This is a genomic window from Streptomyces sp. NPDC050287, from assembly GCF_044459385.1.
Lineage (GTDB): Bacteria > Actinomycetota > Actinomycetes > Streptomycetales > Streptomycetaceae > Streptomyces.
Map to the genome: position 1 here is coordinate 21,915 of NZ_JBITIY010000019.1, position 16,245 is coordinate 38,159.

The window sequence follows — 16,245 nt, forward strand, 5'->3', positions numbered from 1 at the left end:
CATCGCCCAGGCACCTCTCGGCACCTCATCAGTTGCCGCTGGGCACCCGATCGGTTGCCGCTCGGCATCCGATCGGTCGCCGCTCGGTATCCGACCGGTCGCCGCTCGGCCATCGCCCGGTTGCCGCCCGCCTCACCGCTCCAGGAGCGCGAACGAGGCCCCCTGATTGTCCGTGACGACGGCCACTTTTCCGTACGACGCCTCGAAGAGCGGCGCCTGGACCCGGCCGCCGAGCCGGTGCACCGTACCGAGAACCGCGTCGCGGTCCGCCACGGCGAAGTGGACGAGGAAGTGCGGCGGCATCTCGGCCGGGAAGACGTCGGAGACGAGCGCACGGCCGAAGTCGGGGCGGGCCTCCGGCCCGAAGAGGGCCTCGTGGAAGAGGCCGCCGTAGAAGGTGTCGGCGGCGTCGGTGTCCCGGACGTACAACTCGGCCCAGGCGAAGGTGCCCGGTTCGTGCCGCCGGCCGAAGCCGGAGTGGGTGCCCGGCTGCCACAGACCGAAGACGGCGCCCTCGGAGTCGGTGACCAGCGCGGCCCGGCCCAGGTCGCCGACCGGCACGGGCGCGGTGACGACCTGCCCGCCGGCCGCCCAGACCCGGTCGGCGAGACCCTCGATGTCAGGAGTGGCGAAGTACGCCGTCCAGACGGTGGGCAGCCGGCCGTCCGCCTTGCGGGCGAGCGCGGCGACGGGCTCACCGTTCCTCAGGGCCCAGGTTGATCCGCCGTACGCCTCCTCGAACGTCCACCCGAAGAGCTCACCGTAGAACCGCTTGCCCGCCTCGACGTCCGGGAGCTGCGCGTCCACCCAGCAGGGGACGCCCTCTCCGTACCGCGATGCCCTGTTTTCGGCCATACCGCCAAAGTAACGGCGACGCACGCACCCCGCAGACCAGGCACACCAGCCTCCGCGCCCCCGCACACCCCATTTGCAGTCGGCCGAATCGCGCTCCGATCACCCCTCGGTAAGCTGACGTCATGACAGGACAAGTGCGTACCGTCGACGGCCGCGTGGCCGGCCGGCGTGGGCAGGCGACCCGGCAGAAGCTGCTCGACTGCCTCAGCGAGATGCTCAGCTCCTCCCCTTACCGGGACGTCAAAGTCATCGATGTCGCCCGGAAGGCGGGGACTTCACCCGCGACCTTCTACCAGTACTTCCCGGACGTCGAAGGCGCCGTCCTGGAGATCGCCGAGCAAATGGCCGCCGAGGGCGCCGGGTTGACCGAGCTGCTCGCCGGCCGTTCCTGGGTCGGCAAGGCCGGCTGGCAGACAGCACAGGAACTCGTCGACGGATTCCTGGAGTTCTGGCGCACCCACGACGCCATCCTCCGGGTCGTCGATCTCGGGGCCGCCGAGGGCGACAAACGGTTCTACAAGCTCCGTATGAAGATCCTGAACTCGGTGAACAACTCCCTCGCCGACGCGGTCACGGAGTTGCAGTCCAAGGGCAGGGTCGACAAGGACGTGAACCCGGCGGCCATCGCGGGTTCCATCGTCGCGATGCTCGCGGCCGTCGCCTCGCACCAGAAGGGCTTCCAGACCTGGGGTGTGAAACCGGCCGAACTCAAGCCGAACCTGGCGCTGTTGGTCTACCTGGGCGTGACCGGGAAGAAGCCGACGAAGTAACCCGGGCCTTCACGCCCTTTACCCCTTTGCCCACGGCCCCCAAGTCCTGTCAGGCGGGCGGCAGTCCACCCGGGTGGACTGCCGCCCGTCGCGCTGTAAGGGTTGTGCGGGTTGTGCGCGAGCGGACGGTCCTTGACCCGGGCCTACGTGCACGGCCTACGTGCACCGGTCTAAGTGCACGGCCTACGTGCGCACGACTACCCGCGTCCGACCACCCGCGCGCGACCTGCCCCGCACGACTACTTCCGCACGACTACCTCCGCACGATGCGGAACAGCCGAATCTCCCGCTCCACCCGTGCCTGATACGCGGCGTACGGCGGCCAGAACGCCAGCGCCGCCTTCCAGACGGCCGCCCGCTCCTTCCCCTCCAGCAGCCGGGCCGTGACGGGGATGTCCCGGCCCTTCCAGCTGATCGTGGCCTCCGGGTGGGCGAGGAGGTTGGCGGTCCAGGCGGGGTGGCCGGTCCGGCCGAAGTTGGAGCCGATCAGGATCCAGCTCTTGCCGCCCTCCTCGGGCATGCAGGCCAGCGGGGTACGCCGGGACTGTCCGGTCCGCGCGCCGGTCGAGGTCAGGATCACACCCGGCAGCAGCTGCGCGCTGAGCAGCACTTTTCCCCGGGTGAGCCGGTGGACGGCCCGGTCCAGGGCGGGGATCACATGCGGGGCGACCCTGGCGAAGCCCGGGGTCGAGGACACCTTCTGGATCACGCGGACGCCGATCACATCCTCACCTCCCGCCCCGCGAAGAGCTGGGCCGCGTCGGCGGCGTGCGCCCGCAGCCGGTACCCGGGGCCGAACAGCATTTCGTCGCCGGAGGCCCGCTTGAAGTACAGGTGCGCCTCGTGCTCCCAGGTGAAACCGATCCCGCCGTGCAACTGGATCCCCTCGGCGGCAGCACCGCGCAACGCCTCCATGGCCTGCGCGAGGGCGAGCCCGCCGACCCGCTCGCCATGGGCAGTCGCCCACGCCCCGTAGTACGCCGCCGACCGTGCCGCCTGCACCTGGACGTACACGTCCGCGAGCCGGTGCTTCACCGCCTGGAAGGAGCCGATCGCCCGTCCGAACTGCTCCCGCTGCCGGACGTACTCGACGGTCCGCCCGAGCACCTGGTCGGCGGCCCCGACGGCCTCGCAGGCGAGGAGGACGGCGACGGTGTCCCCGAGCCCGGCGAGGGCACCCAGGACGTCCGCCTCCTCGTCGCCCAGCAACTCGGCGGCCACGTCCCGGAACTGGAGCCGGGCCTGCGGCCGGGTCGCGTCGAGGGCGGTCCGCCGTACGCGTACGAGGCCCTCCGCGTCCCCGGGCACGAGGAACAGCAGGGTCCGCGAGCGGGCGAAGCCTCCGGCGTGGGCGGCGACCAGCAACAGTCCCGCACTGTGACCGTCCAGCACCTGCTCGACCTGCCCGTACAGCCGCCACCCCGCGTCCGTCCGCCGGGCCTGCACCCCGCCCGCACGCCCGCCGCCGGCCCAGGCGCCGCCGTTGTCGCCGGTCAGCGCGAGGGCGGTGGCGAGGCTGGGGCCGGGCACGGCGAGGGCGGCGGTGAGGGCTCCGGAGGCGATACGGGGCAGCAGGTCCGTCCGCTGCGCGGCCGTCCCCAGGGACAGCAGCAGGGGGGCGGCGAGGCCGGCGGTGGCGAGCAGCGGGGAGGGTGCGAGGAAGCGGCCCGTCTCCTCGCAGGCGAGGGCGAGGTCCGTCACCGAGCCGCCGACACCGCCGTACTCATCTGGAAGCGCGAGCCCGGGCAGGCCGAGCTGTTCGGCGAGGGCGGTCCACAGGACGGGGTCGTACCCGGCCGGGGTGTCGACGGCGGCACGCACCTCCGCCGGGCCGCAGCGTCCCCGGAGCAGTTCGCGCAGGGTGCGGCGGATCTCGTCCTGCTCGGCGGTGAAGTCGGTGTCCATGGGCCTCTTCTCCGCTGGGCTGCTGGATCTGACCAGTACTGGATCTGACAGATCGTCATATTAGGGCGGGAGGAGCGGGATGCCCAGCCCCGCGCCACCCACCACCTGCCATCCGCCACCCGCCACCTGTCACCTGTCACCTGCCACCTGCCACCTGCCACCTGCCGCCCGACGCCGAATCTGATGTACCGTCAGATTCATGACGCGCCTTCGGAAAGTCGCGATCGTCGGGGTCTCCCTCTCCGACTGCGGCCGCGTGGACGACGCCACCCCGTACACGCTGCACGCCCAGGCCGCTCGCCGTGCCCTCGCCGACGCGGGTCTGGACCGCGCGGTGGTCGACGGCTTCGCCTCCGCGGGCACCGGCACCCTCGCGCCCGTCGAGGTCGCCGAGTATCTGGGTCTGCGCCCCACCTGGGTGGACTCCACCTCCGTGGGCGGCTCCACCTGGGAGGTCATGGCGGCGCACGCGGCGGACGCGATCGCCGCCGGCCACGCGAACGCGGTGCTGCTCGCCTACGGCTCGACGGCCCGCGCCGACATCAAGGCGGGCCGCAGAACCGGCAACCTCTCCTTCGGCGCGCGCGGCCCGCTCCAGTTCGAGGTGCCGTACGGCCACACGCTGATCGCCAAGTACGCCATGGCTGCCCGTCGGCACATGATCGAACACGGCACGACCATCGAGCAGTTGGCGGAAGTGGCGGTGCAGGCACGCGCCAACGCCACGCTGAATCCCGAGGCGATGGTCCGCGAACCGATCACGGTGGACGACGTCCTGTCCGGCCCGATGATCGCCGACCCCTTCACCAAGCTGCACTGCTGTCTGCGCTCGGACGGCGGCGCGGCGGTGCTGCTGGCGGCCGAGGAGTACGTACGGGACAGCCGCTCGACCCCGGTCTGGATCCTCGGCACCGGCGAGTACGTCTCCCACGCGGCCATGTCCGAGTGGCCCGACTTCACGGTGTCCCCGGCGGCGGTGAGCGGACGGCTCGCGTTCGAGCGGGCCGGGGTACGGCCGGCGGAGGTCGACTTCGCGGAGATCTACGACGCGTTCACCTATATGACGCTGGTGACCCTCGAAGACCTCGGCTTCTGCGCCAAGGGCGAGGGCGGGGCGTTCGTGGAGAAGGGACGGCTGAGGGTCGAGGGCGGGGAGCTGCCGGTCAACACGGACGGGGGCGGACTGTCGGCCCAGCATCCCGGGATGCGGGGACTGTTCCTGCTGGTGGAGGCGGTACGGCAACTGCGGGGAGAGGCGGGGGCGCGGCAGGTGCGGGGACGGCGCGGGGAACTGCCCAGACTGGGGGTGGCGTCGGGGACCGGGGGGTGGTTCTGCTCGTCGGGGACGGTGGTGCTGGGGCGGGGTTGACTCCTCCCCTCCCTGAAGGGAAGGGGATTCCTGGCTCAGGCAGCCTCCTGGAGCAGCGCTCCAGGAGGTCTTCCGCCATCAGCACCAGCCGGGTTGAGACCAGCCCGGACGAGCATCACGCGTGCGGAGTTCTTGTCCCTGGGGGACACTTCTCCGCACACGGTGCAGGTGTAGGTGCGCTCACCCAGCGGCAGGCGATGCTTGGCTCTCGCATCGCAGTGCGCGCAGTCCATCGTGGTGTGCGCGGGGTGGACCAGGCGGACGTCCCGCCCGTGCTTGCGGCCCATCTCGATCAGAGCGGCCTTGGTGGCACCGATGGCGGCATCAGCGGCCTTACGTGCCATAGGGCTCTTGGCCAGGAACTTCGGGCGGAAGTCCTCGACCGCGATGGCGTCGTGGTCGCGGACCACCTTCTTGGCCCACTTACGGCCGGTGTCCTCCCGCTGCCTGGCAACCTTCTGGTACGCCTTCGCCCGCAGGTGTTTCGCCTCGCGGTAGCCCTTCGATACCGGTTGTCCCTTCTTCGGCCTGCGGCGGGCCATCATCCGGTCGTACCGGGTCAGCTTCGCCCCGGCCTTCTGGCCGTGCCCGGCGTGCGGCAGGTCGTACGCGTCGGACGTGGTGGTCGCGGTCTCCTTCACCCCCCAGTCGACACCCAGTACGCGGCCGGTCTCCGGCAGCGGCTGGACCTGGGCGGGGACGACGAACGAGGCGTACCAGTGCCCGAGGCTGTCCTGGTACAGGCGCACCGAGGACGGCTCGGAGGGCAGTTCCCGCGACCACACCACCGTCACGACGATGCCGCCCGCCAGGTGCAGCCGGCCGTCCTTCAACCGGAACCCATTCTTGGTGTAGTTGAGGGTCGGCAGTTCCTCGCGTTTGGATTTCCACTTCGGCATCCCGGCCCGGCGCGCCATGGGCAGGCGTTCGCGGATGTCTTTGTGCGCCTTGGCGCGGGAGCGGCCGAAGTCACGGATGACCTGCTGCTGGCAGACTGACGAGCCCTCACGCAGCCATGGCGTGCGGGCGCGGGCTTCGGTCAGCATCCTGTCGAGCTGAGCCGGACCGCACGTGGCCTTCTGACCCGTGGACTGGTTGTGCAGGTGTACGGCCCTGGACTTGGCGACGCATTCGTTCCACACCCAGCGGCACCGGTCCCACTCCGCCGCCAGGGCGGTGCGGGCGGTGGACGACACGCGCAGCCGGTAGGTGTACCGGGCATGCCCGGTCTCCGCAACCGCCGTCACCTGCGCCACCTCGCCCCCGCCCTCACGGTCTCCGGCCGGAACACCGCGCCGTCCCGAACCCTCCGAAGGACCGTACGTACGACAACCGCACACACGCACCCCGATCCCCCAGCCACCACCCCGACCAGCGACCACCGGCACACGCGTTCGCATCACCTCAGCGACACCGACAGCAGCACGGGCGCTCCGCGCCCTGAACCGGACCCGGCGACGCTCCGCGACGCGACACCCGGATGCGATTCCTCCCCGGCGTGAACGCCGGAGCCTCCCCGCAAGAGACAGGTGGACGGTGTTTCGCCCTGGGGGCGAAATCCCGCTTCCGGCCCTGCTCCGCAGGAGTCCGATTCCTCTCCGGCCTGAAGGCCGATGCATCCTCGGAGGAACCCGGTGACAATCGGGGCATGGGAACGGATCTTCACGAGCTGCTGAGGTCACTGCGGGTGTGGGACGCGGAGGTGACCACGCTGCCACCCTTCGACCCGGACACCGCCCCGGACGACCCCTTGCCCCTCTTCACCACATGGTTCACCGAGGCGGTCGCGGCGGGCCAGACCGAGCCGCACACCATGTCCCTCGCGACGGCCGACGAGGAGGGCCTGCCGGACGTACGGATCGTGATGATGCACGGCGCCGACGCGGACGGCTGGTCCTTCGCCACGCACCGGACCAGCCGGAAGGGCGGGCACCTGGCGGCCCGCCCGTACGCCGCCCTCGCCTTCTACTGGCCGGTCCTGGGCCGTCAGGTGCGGGTCCGGGGCCCGGTCACGGCCGCCCCGTCCGAGGAGGGCCGGGCGGACCTGCACGCCCGCTCCACGGGCGCGCTGGCCGCCGCCCTCACCGGACGGCAGAGCGACGTCCTCACGTCACTGGAGGAGTTGACGCGGACCTCGCAGGAGGCCTGGGAGCGGGCGCAGCGCGAGCCGGACGCCTCGGTCTCCACCTGGACGCTGTACCGCCTGCGGCCGGAGGAGGTCGAGTTCTTCCAGGGGGACGCACGGCGACGCCACGTACGGCTGGTGTACCGGCGGGGGGAGGGCGGCTGGCGCAGGGAACTGCTGTGGCCGTGAGCGGCATCCGTCCCACCCAGCCTGTCCGGCGGAGTCGTACGCCGTGAACTACTGCGCCGCGAACTACTGCGCCGCGAAGTCGTACACCGCGAAGTCGGCGACCGGCCGGTATCCGATGCGTTGGTAGAGCCCGTTGCTGGTCGGGTTCGCCAGGTCGGTGAAGAGGAGCACCTCGTCCGCGCCCGCGTCCCGGGCCGCCCGGCTGACCTCGGCGGTCACGGCACCGGCGTACCCCCGGCCGCGCAGACGGGCCGGGGTGTAGACGGGGGCGATCCGGACCTGGCCGGCGACCCGCCGGGTCACCCCGGCCATGGCGACGGGGGTTCCGTCCGGGTCCTCCCAGAAGGTGACGCCGCCGTAGGCGATACGGGCGTCGGCCCAGGAGCCGGCATCGCCGGCCGGGTGACCGATGGCCTCGCTGAACTCGCCGTACCACTTGACCAGTTGAGGCCGGTCGGACTCGACGGCGATGCGTGCCCGGCCCTCCGGTGCGGGTTGCGGGTCGGTCAACGTGCCCAGGCGGTAGAGACGTTGGCGCTGGTGGAGGGTGGACGTGGCGCCGGTGCGGGCCTGCCAGGCGGCGGCGACGGCGGTGGCCGTCCCACGGTCCGCCACGACGCCGGGCACAGGTCGGCCGTGACCCTCCAGGTGTGCGGCAAGGGAGTCGGCCTCCTCAGTGGTCAAGGAGGTGAGGCTGAGCCGGTGGGGCGGGGTCTGGAAGTAGGCCGCGCGCACGGCGCCGTCCCGCTCCAGGGTCCCGTAGACGGGCGGAAGGTCGCCGTACACGTGCGGTCCACGGGTGCGGAGGGTCTCGGTCACCGTCAGGGGGACGGTGTGCAGGGCCGGTCGCGAGCGCAGGAAGTTCCCGGCGCGGTCGAGGAAGCGGCCGAGGTCTTCGGTGCGGTGCCAGTGGTCGGGGCGCATGCTTCATGGTCACGTGTGACGGCGGGCGACGCGCGTGATTTTCCCGGGCGTCGCGTGGTGGCTAGCCGAGGTCCGGCGACGGCTCCGGGTCCGGGTCCGGGTCCGTCGCGAGGCGAGCGTGCAGATGCGCGTCACGGAAGGCGTCGTGGCGGCCCGCCTCGAAGATCGCGCCCCGCAGGGTCCCCTCGAACCGGAATCCGCACCGCTCGGCGACACGGCAGGAGGCGCCGTGGCCGAGGGCGTGGTCGAGTTCGAGGCGGTGCATGCCCAGCTCGGTGTGGGCCCAGTGGGCGGCGAGGGCCAGGGAACGGGTGGCGACCCGGCGGCCACGCGCCTCGGGGAGCACCCAGTAGCTGACGCGGGCGGAGCGCAGGTCGGGGTGGATGGCGTTGACGCCGATGTGGCCGAGGACCGTGCCGGTGTCGGCGTCCGTGACGCAGTACGACGCCGAGCTGCCGTCCGCCGCCTGCACGGCCTTGGAGTGCAGCGACTCCCGTGCGCTGTCGGCGTCGGTGATCAGCCTGATCGGCGTGTTCCAGCGCCGGAACTCCGGGTCGGTGCACCCGCGCAACCAGGCCGCCACGTCGGCCTCGGACTCCGCGTCCCAGGGACGCAGACGCAGTCCGTGACCGAGCAGTTCGGGAAAGGGGAACGGGTACGGAACCGGATGGGCACGATGCTGATCGTCGACGTGGGCCATCAGCCCATTCAACCGGCTCACCGCCCCCGACGCGGCCGGAATACGGGGACGACCGGGACGACGGGGGCGACAGGGGCGACGGGGACGACCTGGGCACCGTCGCGGGAAACGCCCGCGAGCTGCGACGGCATCGTCCTGTCTGCGGCGATCCGAGTCCCTGAGGTCCCAAGAACCCCGCTGGTCCCAACAACCTCATGGGTCCCGTCCACCCCGCTTCGAAACGCGACCTCCAGCTCCATCCCCGCCCGCAGTTCCTCCTGCGCGCACTCCACGATCTCCGTCATCATCCGCGGACCCTCGGCGAGGTCGACCACGGCGGCGACGTACGGGGTGCGTCCGCCGAAGGGCGGCAGGTCGTTGCGGTGGACGACGGACCAGGTGTAGAGCGTGGCCCGGCCGCTCGCCGCCTCCCAGGTGACGTCCTCGCTCCAGCAGTGGGGGCAGAACTCGCGCGGGTAGTGATGGGCCCGCCCGCACGCCCCGCACCGTCTGAGCAGCAGCCGGCCCTGCGCGGCGGCGTTCCAGTAGGTGCGGGTGAAGGCATCCGGTTCGGGAACGTCGTAGCGCACACGCTCGTCCGGGGCGCTCACTGGAAGAGCCCCAGCGCGCCGTCCACCGACCAGTCCTGCCACGACATCCCGAACAGGGCCGCCACGGAGATGAGGGCCATCATCGAGTTCTGCCCCTGCTCGGCCCAGTCGTGGATCATGAGGGTGAAGTAGAGGACGTTGAGCAGCAGTCCGCCGACGAGCGCGACCGGGGTCAGGAAGCCGAGGATCAGCCCGAGGCCGAGGGCGAGTTCGGCGTACGCGACGACGTACGCCATCGTCCGCGGGCGCGGCGCGACGACCACGTCGAAGCCGCTGCGCACGGCGGTCCACTTGTGCTTGGCGGCGATGTCGGCCGCCCAGGTGATCCCGCCGCCCTCGAACCACGTCTTCTTGTCCTTGTGCCGCCAGCTCTCCAGCCACCACAGGCCGAGTCCTATGCGCAGCACGGCCAGCCACTGCGCACCGGTGAGCCAGATCGTGTCCATCGTGTCCATCGCGTCCACGGATCTGACGGTACGTCAGATGACGTTTCCCGGGAACCCCATGACCACGAGAGGCCGACAGCGGCCGGCCGGCGCCCGCCTCCTCCCTCCGCACACAACCAGGCGCCCTACGCCACGAGCCCCACCCATCCCTCCTACAGGCGTGATCAATCCGCAACCAATTCCGGTCTTGACCGAGACCCATCAACCGCGCCCGGGATTACGCTCGCGCACATGGCCGAACCCGACTCGACAGCGTCCGCGAACCCCGCGGAGCCGACGCACCCCGCGTCGCACCCCGCGGAACGCCCCGTGTACGTCATCGGCGGCGGCCCCGGCGGGCTGGCCACCGCGTACGCCCTGCGTGCCCAGGGTCTGCGTGCCGTCGTGCTGGAGAGGTCCGACCACGTCGGGGCGTCCTGGCGGCGTCACTACGAACGGCTGCACCTGCACACCACCCGCCGGCTCTCCGCCCTGCCCGGGCTGGCCATGCCACGCAAGTTCGGGCGCTGGGTGGCCCGCGACGACGTGGTGCGCTACCTGGAGAAGTACGCCGAGTTCCACGAGCTGGAGATCGTCACCGGCGTGGAGGTCTCCCGCGTCGAGCGCACCGCCGACGGCACCGGCTGGCTGCTGCACGCCACCGGCGGCCGCGAACTGACCGGCGCCGCGGTGGTCGTCGCCACCGGCTACAACCACACCCCGCACGTCCCGGACTGGCCCGGCCGTGACACCTACACCGGCGAGTTCCTGCACGCCGGCGACTACCGCAACGCGAAGCCCTTCGCCGACCGTGACGTCCTGGTCGTCGGCGTCGGCAACACCGGCGCCGAGATCGCCGTCGACCTGGTGGAGGGCGGCGCCTCGCGGGTGCGGCTGTCGGTGCGCACGGTTCCGCACATCACCCGGCGCTCCACCGCCGGGTGGTCCGCCCAGCAGACGGGCATCCTCGTACGACGGCTGCCGGTCCGGCTCGTCGACCGGCTCGCCGTACCGCTCGCCAAGGTCAGCGTGCCGGACCTCTCCGCGCAGGGCCTGCCCCGTCCCGACACCGGCCTCTACAGCCGGGTCAAGGAGGGCGCGATCCCGGTCCAGGACGTCGGTCTCATCGACGCCGTACGCAAGGGCAGCGTCGAGGTCGTGGCCGCCGTCGAGGGCTTCGAGGACGGCAAGGTGTCCCTCGCCGACGGCAGTCTTGTCTCCCCGGACGCCGTCATCGCCGCCACCGGCTACACCCGCGCCCTCGAAGACCTCGTAGGCCACCTCGACGTCCTCGGCGCGGACGGCAACCCGGTCGTCAACGGCGCCCGAAGCCCGCAGAACGCTCCCGGCCTCTACTTCACCGGCTTCGTCACCCCCATCAGCGGCACCTTCCGCGAACTGGCCATCGACGCCCGGAAGATCGCGAAGGCCATCACGAAGGCCGTCGCGAAGGGCACGGCCGGCCAGGCCTCCCGCCTCCCCGGCTGACGCCTCGGAGACGTAGGAATCCTCAACTCTCTTCTGTAAGCCTGTTGTTACTTGTGGGTCAGATGTGTCCGGAGAGCTGTACGGGGCCGCCGTGCGGGGCCAGAATGTGAGCACTGTTCACTTTCCAGCTCCACCCACCTCTCGCTATGACGGAGATGCACGTGGCACGTGAAAGACAGCACTCCCAGGCCTCCCAGCCCTCCCGGCCCCCGCGGCTCTCCCGCCGCACCCTGCTGGGCGGTACGGCCGCCGCGGCCGGGGCCCTCACCCTCACCACCACCGCCGCCGGTACGGCCGCCGCGGCCACCCGGACCGTGGACGTCGCCATAGTCGGCGGCGGCCTCGCCGGACTCACCGCGGCCCGCGATCTGGTCGCCGGCGGGAAGACGGTCGTCGTCCTGGAGGCCCGCGACCGCGTCGGCGGCCGGGTGGTGAACCTGCCTCTGGCGGGCGGCGGGGTCACCGAGGGCGGCGGCGAGTTCATCGGCCCCACCCAGGACCGCATCAAGGCGCTCGCCGACTCCCTCGGCGTGGCGACCTTCCCGACCTACAACACCGGCAACAACCTCCTCTACAAGGACGGTAAGAGAACTCCCTACGCCACCGACGGGCTGCTCGGCTCGGTCCCCCCGATCGACGCGGCCGGCCTCGCCAACGCGGCGATCGTGCAGGCCTCCCTCGACGACATGGCCAAGCAGGTCCCGGTGGACGCGCCCTGGACCGCCGCGAAGGCCGAGGAGTGGGACCGGCAGACCTTCGAGACCTGGCTGCGCGCCAACGCCGTCATCCCGTCCGCCAAGTTCCTCCTCGACGTGGCCTGTACGTCGATCTTCTCGGCCGAACCCCGTGAGCTCTCCCTCCTGTTCGTCCTCTTCTACATCGCCGCCGCCGGCAACCAGTCGAACGCCGGCACCCTGGAACGCCTCACCGAGACCGCGAACGGTGCCCAGGAACAGCGCTTCGTCGGCGGCTCCCAGCAGGTGCCGATCAAACTCGCCGCCACACTCGGCGACCGGGTGGTGCTGAAGGCCCCGGTGCGCACGATCAGCCAGTCGGGCGGCCAGTACGTCGTGACGGCCGACGGCATCACGGTCACCGCCAAGAAGGTCGTCGTCGCCGTACCCCCGCCCCTCGCCGCCCGTATCTCGTACGCTCCCCTGCTCCCCGCCGCCCGCGACCAGCTCACCCAGCGCCTGCCGATGGCCTCGGTCGGCAAGGCGATCGCGATCTACGACACTCCCTTCTGGCGTGCCGACGGACTCAACGGCCAAGTCGTCAGCGACACCGGCGTGGTCAGCTCCACCTTCGACAACTCCCCGCCCGACGCCTCGTACGGCGCCTTGATGGGCTTCATCGAGGCCGACGAGATGCGCGCGCTGGACGCGGCGAGCGAGGCGGAGGTCAGGGCGGCCGTGCTGAAGGACTACGTGACGTACTTCGGCGAGAAAGCGGCCTCTCCTTCCTCCTTCGTGCTGCAACGCTGGAACAACGAGGCCTATACGCGCGGTGGCCCCGTCTCCATCGCCGCGCCAGGTGTCCTGACCCGGTACGGCCCCGCCCTGCGCAAACCCGTCGGCGGCATCCACTGGGCCGGGACCGAGACGTCCACCTACTGGATGGGCTTCATGGACGGTGCGGTGCGGTCGGGCGAGCGGGTGGCGAAGGAGGTGCTGGCGGCGCTGTAGGCCAAGCCCCCGGTCCGTCCCTCTCTGTGTGCACGACCATTTCTGTGCGCACGACCCTTTCTGTGTGCACGCCCATTCCTGACAACCCGTCAGTTCTGTAATCTGACAGAGCGTCAGTTACTTGCCAGTCACACAGGAGCGGGCGGACCGATGCTTGGATCAACCCACGGCACCCTCACCACCGACTCCCGCCGGGCCCGGGTCATCGCGTGCGGCGAGCAACCCGGGCCCGCCGTGCACGGCCGGCCCGCCGAGGTGGACGATCTCGACGTCAGCGGCCGGACGCTGTACGCCGCCGTCCCCGATCTGGACCGTTTCTTCCGGCCCGAGTCGGTGGCGGTGATCGGCGCCTCGGACACCGAGGGCCGGCCGAACACCGGGATCACCCGGCAGCTGCTCACCTGGTCCGAGCGGGTCGGGGCCCGGCTCCACCCGGTGCATCCCACCCGTCCGTCCGTCTTCGGCATCCCCTGCTCCCCCTCCGTCGCCGACCTGCCCGGGCAGGTCGACCTCGCGGTCCTGCTGGTCGCCGACCCTCTTCCCGTGATCGAGGAACTGGCCGAGGCCAAGGCCAAGTTCGCGGTCGTCTTCGCCTCCGGGTTCGCCGAGACGGGCGTGGAGGGCGCGGCCGCCCAGGCCCGGCTCGCCGCCGCCGTCGAGCGGTCCGGGATGCGACTGCTCGGCCCCAACACCAACCTCAACGCCTTCGAGGAGTTCCGGGACGACCTGGACGGTCCGGCCATCGCCCTCATCACGCAGTCCGGCCACCAGGGCCGCCCCGTCTTCGCCCTCCAGGAACTCGGCATCCGCCTGTCCCACTGGGCGCCCACCGGCAACGAGGCCGACCTGGAGACCGCGGACTTCATCTCCTACTTCGCCGAGCGGCCCGAGGTCGGCGCGATCGCCTGCTACGTCGAGGGACTCAAGGACGGCCGCTCCTTCCTGCTCGCCGCCGACCGCGCGGCCCGTCGCAAGGTGCCCGTGGTGGCGGTCAAGGTGGGCCGCACCGAGACCGGCGCCCGCACGGCCGCCTCGCACACCGGCAAGCTGACCGGCGCCGACGCGGTGGTGGACGCGGCGATGCGCCAGTACGGGGTGATCCGCGTCGACGGCCTGGACGAACTCCAGGACACCGCCGCCCTGCTGGCCCGAGCCCGGCCACCCCGCGCCGACGGCGTCGTCGTCTGTTCGATCTCGGGCGGCACGGGCGCGCACTTCGCCGACCTGGCCACCGAGGCGGGCCTGAACCTGCCGCGGCTGTCGGACGCCAAGCAGGCCGAGTTGCACCAGTGGATACCCGAGTACCTGAACGTGGCCAACCCCGTCGACAACGGCGGTCACCCGGTCGGTGACTGGCGCGGCCGGAAAATCATCGACGCGATCCTCGACGACCCCGGCGTCGGGGTGCTGATCTGTCCGATCACCGGGCCCTTCCCGCCGCTCAGCGACCGGCTCGTCCAGGACCTGGTGGACGCGGCCGAGCAGACGGACAAGCTGGTGTGCGTGGTGTGGGGCTCGCCGGTCGGCACCGAGCCCGCGTACCGCGAGGTCCTGCTCGGATCCTCCCGCGTGGCCACCTTCCGCACGGTCGCGAACTGCATCACCGCCGTCCGCGCCTACCTCGGCCACCACCGCTTCGTCAGCGGCTACCGCTCCCCCTTCGACTCCGCGCCCCGCACCCCCTCGCCCTCCTTCCGCAAGGCGCAGGCACTGATGCGACCAGGACAGCAGCTGAGCGAACACGCGGCGAAGCAGTTGCTGCGGGCGTACGGCATTCGCGTACCGCGTGAGCAGTTGGTGAGCAGCGCGGCGGCGGCCGTGCGGGCGGCCGGGCTGGTCGGCTACCCCGTGGTGATGAAGGCGTCCGGGGCACGGATCGCCCACAAGACCGAGCTCGGGCTGGTGAAGATAGGGCTGACATCGGCCAGCCAGGTCCGGGACGCCTACCGGGAGCTGACCGACATCGCCCGCTACGAGGACGTCCCGCTGGACGGCGTCCTCGTCTGCCAGATGGTCGAGCGGGGTGTGGAGATGGTCGTCGGCCTCACCCACGACGAGCTGTTCGGACCGGCCGTGACCGTCGGGCTCGGCGGGGTGCTCGTCGAGGTGCTGCGGGACACCGCCGTACGCGTGCCGCCCTTCGGGGAGGAACAGGCGCGGGACATGTGCGCCGAACTGCGCGGGCGGGCCCTCCTCGACGGAGTCCGGGGGCGCCCCCCGGCGGATCTCGACGCGCTGGTCGAAGTCGTCCTGCGAGTGCAGCGCATGGCCCTGGAACTCGGGGACGACCTCGCGGAGCTGGACATCAATCCACTGATGGTGCTGCCGCAGGGGCAGGGCGCGGTGGCGCTGGACGCGTTGGCGGTGTGCCGCTGAAATGGACATGTCCGATTCCCCCCGAGAGTCCGAAATCTCCGTTGAGTCATTGATACGGCACAGCACTGACAACCAGGTCTGCCGCATCACCCTCAACCGCCCCGAAACCCTCAACGCCCTCACCCCTGACCTGCGGGAACGCATCATCCGACTGCTCGACGAAGCCTCCGCTGACGCGGACGTGCGGGCGGTCGTGATCACGGGCACGGGCCGCGGATTCTGCGCGGGCGCGGACCTCCGCGGAACAGGGGCGACCGGGCAGCGAACCGCAGGCGACGTCGCCCGCACCCTGCGCACCGGCGCGCAGCGCCTCGTCGCCGCGGTCCTCGACTGCGAGAAACCCGTCATCGCCGCCGTGAACGGCACCGCGGCCGGCCTCGGCGCGCACCTCGCCCTCGCCTGCGACCTCGTACTCGCCGCGGAATCCGCCCGGTTCATCGAGGTGTTCGTCCGGCGCGGGCTGGTGCCGGACGGGGGCGGGGCGTATCTCCTGCCCCGGCTCGTCGGCCCGCAGCGGGCGAAGGAGCTGATGTTCTTCGGCGACGCGCTCACCGCGACGGACGCCGAACGCCTCGGCCTCGTCAACCGTGTCGTACCGGACGCGGAGCTGGACAAGACGGCCCGCGAGTGGGCCGCACGCCTCGCCGCCGGCCCGACCCGCGCCCTCGCCCTCACCAAGCAGCTCGTCAACGCCTCCCTCGACACCGACCGCGCCACCGCCTTCGCCGCCGAGGCCGCCGCACAGGAGATCAACATGACGACGGCGGACGCTCAGGAGGGTGTACGGAGCTTCATGGAACGCAGGAGCCCCGAGTACCGGGGGCGGTAGCCTCACCTGGCCCCT

At 71.5% G+C, this 16,245-nt stretch carries 14 protein-coding genes and 1 pseudogene; 7 read left to right on the plus strand and 8 right to left on the minus strand.

Annotation, left to right across the window (positions count from 1 at the left end; genetic code table 11):
- Positions 1-132: 132 nt before the first annotated feature.
- Positions 133-855, minus strand: coding sequence for a VOC family protein (locus tag ACIBK3_RS41440; protein ID WP_399373357.1), 723 nt, complete (start codon positions 853-855; stop codon positions 133-135).
- A gap of 134 nt (positions 856-989) precedes the next feature.
- Here ACIBK3_RS41440 and ACIBK3_RS41445 point away from each other — a divergent pair, with 134 nt between their 5' ends.
- Entirely contained in the window at positions 990-1,625 is a 636-nt protein-coding gene (locus ACIBK3_RS41445) for a TetR family transcriptional regulator (RefSeq protein WP_399373513.1), read from the plus strand.
- Between the two features lie 253 nt (positions 1,626-1,878).
- Here ACIBK3_RS41445 and ACIBK3_RS41450 read toward each other — a convergent pair whose 3' ends face one another.
- Both ACIBK3_RS41450 and ACIBK3_RS41455 read right to left on the minus strand, forming a co-directional pair.
- Entirely contained in the window at positions 1,879-2,349 is a 471-nt protein-coding gene (locus tag ACIBK3_RS41450) for a nitroreductase family deazaflavin-dependent oxidoreductase (protein WP_399373359.1), read from the minus strand.
- The gene (locus ACIBK3_RS41455; RefSeq protein WP_399373360.1) at positions 2,346-3,530 is read right to left on the minus strand and encodes an acyl-CoA dehydrogenase family protein; all 1,185 of its coding nucleotides are present in this window, start codon (positions 3,528-3,530) and stop codon (positions 2,346-2,348) included. The genes ACIBK3_RS41450 and ACIBK3_RS41455 overlap by 4 nt, the downstream gene beginning before the upstream one ends.
- 199 nt (positions 3,531-3,729) lie before the next feature.
- Here ACIBK3_RS41455 and ACIBK3_RS41460 point away from each other — a divergent pair, with 199 nt between their 5' ends.
- Positions 3,730-4,899: a thiolase C-terminal domain-containing protein gene (locus ACIBK3_RS41460; RefSeq protein WP_399373363.1), complete on the plus strand. Its 1,170-nt coding sequence runs from the start codon at positions 3,730-3,732 to the stop codon at positions 4,897-4,899.
- 35 nt (positions 4,900-4,934) lie between these two features.
- Here ACIBK3_RS41460 and ACIBK3_RS41465 read toward each other — a convergent pair whose 3' ends face one another.
- A complete protein-coding gene (locus tag ACIBK3_RS41465) occupies positions 4,935-6,146 on the minus strand; it encodes an RNA-guided endonuclease InsQ/TnpB family protein (protein ID WP_399373364.1) in 1,212 nt (403 codons plus the stop codon).
- 401 nt (positions 6,147-6,547) lie between these two features.
- On the opposite strand from ACIBK3_RS41465, the gene ACIBK3_RS41470 reads away from it, so the two are divergent.
- The gene (locus tag ACIBK3_RS41470) at positions 6,548-7,213 is read left to right on the plus strand and encodes a pyridoxal 5'-phosphate synthase (protein ID WP_399373366.1); all 666 of its coding nucleotides are present in this window, start codon (positions 6,548-6,550) and stop codon (positions 7,211-7,213) included.
- A gap of 63 nt (positions 7,214-7,276) precedes the next feature.
- On the opposite strand, the gene ACIBK3_RS41475 is transcribed toward ACIBK3_RS41470, so the two are convergent.
- The 4 genes and pseudogenes from ACIBK3_RS41475 to ACIBK3_RS41490 all read right to left on the minus strand — a co-directional run bounded on the left by ACIBK3_RS41475 (position 7,277) and on the right by ACIBK3_RS41490 (position 9,873).
- Positions 7,277-8,137: a GNAT family N-acetyltransferase gene (locus tag ACIBK3_RS41475; RefSeq protein ID WP_399373368.1), complete on the minus strand. Its 861-nt coding sequence runs from the start codon at positions 8,135-8,137 to the stop codon at positions 7,277-7,279.
- A gap of 61 nt (positions 8,138-8,198) precedes the next feature.
- A complete protein-coding gene (locus ACIBK3_RS41480) occupies positions 8,199-8,837 on the minus strand; it encodes a GNAT family N-acetyltransferase (protein WP_399373371.1) in 639 nt (212 codons plus the stop codon).
- Between the two features lie 206 nt (positions 8,838-9,043).
- Positions 9,044-9,427: pseudogene (locus tag ACIBK3_RS41485) on the minus strand (Zn-ribbon domain-containing OB-fold protein); the annotation flags it as partial.
- The gene (locus ACIBK3_RS41490; protein ID WP_030673228.1) at positions 9,424-9,873 is read right to left on the minus strand and encodes a DoxX family membrane protein; all 450 of its coding nucleotides are present in this window, start codon (positions 9,871-9,873) and stop codon (positions 9,424-9,426) included. The pseudogene ACIBK3_RS41485 and the gene ACIBK3_RS41490, both read right to left, overlap by 4 nt.
- 231 nt (positions 9,874-10,104) lie before the next feature.
- Here ACIBK3_RS41490 and ACIBK3_RS41495 point away from each other — a divergent pair, with 231 nt between their 5' ends.
- The 4 genes from ACIBK3_RS41495 to ACIBK3_RS41510 all read left to right on the plus strand — a co-directional run bounded on the left by ACIBK3_RS41495 (position 10,105) and on the right by ACIBK3_RS41510 (position 16,230).
- A complete protein-coding gene (locus tag ACIBK3_RS41495) occupies positions 10,105-11,340 on the plus strand; it encodes a flavin-containing monooxygenase (RefSeq protein ID WP_399373373.1) in 1,236 nt (411 codons plus the stop codon).
- A 161-nt stretch (positions 11,341-11,501) separates the two neighbouring features.
- Positions 11,502-13,025 carry a flavin monoamine oxidase family protein gene (locus ACIBK3_RS41500; protein WP_399373375.1) on the plus strand — a complete coding sequence of 508 codons (1,524 nt, stop codon included), beginning with the start codon at positions 11,502-11,504 and terminating at the stop codon, positions 13,023-13,025.
- 150 nt (positions 13,026-13,175) lie between these two features.
- Entirely contained in the window at positions 13,176-15,401 is a 2,226-nt protein-coding gene (locus ACIBK3_RS41505) for an acetate--CoA ligase family protein (protein WP_399373376.1), read from the plus strand.
- Positions 15,402-15,408: 7 nt separating this feature from the next.
- The gene (locus ACIBK3_RS41510) at positions 15,409-16,230 is read left to right on the plus strand and encodes an enoyl-CoA hydratase/isomerase family protein (RefSeq protein WP_399373379.1); all 822 of its coding nucleotides are present in this window, start codon (positions 15,409-15,411) and stop codon (positions 16,228-16,230) included.
- Positions 16,231-16,245: the final 15 nt, after the last annotated feature.

Bases quoted from the DNA above. Each gene is read 5' to 3' on its own strand.
- ACIBK3_RS41490 (WP_030673228.1), bottom strand. From the start codon at position 9,873: ATGGACACGATCTGGCTCACCGGTGCGCAGTGGCTGGCCGTGCTGCGC.
- ACIBK3_RS41480 (WP_399373371.1), bottom strand. From the start codon at position 8,837: ATGGCCCACGTCGACGATCAGCATCGTGCCCATCCGGTTCCGTACCCG.
- ACIBK3_RS41470 (WP_399373366.1), top strand. From the start codon at position 6,548: ATGGGAACGGATCTTCACGAGCTGCTGAGGTCACTGCGGGTGTGGGAC.
- ACIBK3_RS41495 (WP_399373373.1), top strand. From the start codon at position 10,105: ATGGCCGAACCCGACTCGACAGCGTCCGCGAACCCCGCGGAGCCGACG.
- ACIBK3_RS41510 (WP_399373379.1), top strand. From the start codon at position 15,409: ATGTCCGATTCCCCCCGAGAGTCCGAAATCTCCGTTGAGTCATTGATA.
- ACIBK3_RS41475 (WP_399373368.1), bottom strand. From the start codon at position 8,137: ATGCGCCCCGACCACTGGCACCGCACCGAAGACCTCGGCCGCTTCCTC.
- ACIBK3_RS41460 (WP_399373363.1), top strand. From the start codon at position 3,730: ATGACGCGCCTTCGGAAAGTCGCGATCGTCGGGGTCTCCCTCTCCGAC.
- ACIBK3_RS41440 (WP_399373357.1), bottom strand. From the start codon at position 855: ATGGCCGAAAACAGGGCATCGCGGTACGGAGAGGGCGTCCCCTGCTGG.
- ACIBK3_RS41505 (WP_399373376.1), top strand. From the start codon at position 13,176: ATGCTTGGATCAACCCACGGCACCCTCACCACCGACTCCCGCCGGGCC.
- ACIBK3_RS41455 (WP_399373360.1), bottom strand. From the start codon at position 3,530: ATGGACACCGACTTCACCGCCGAGCAGGACGAGATCCGCCGCACCCTG.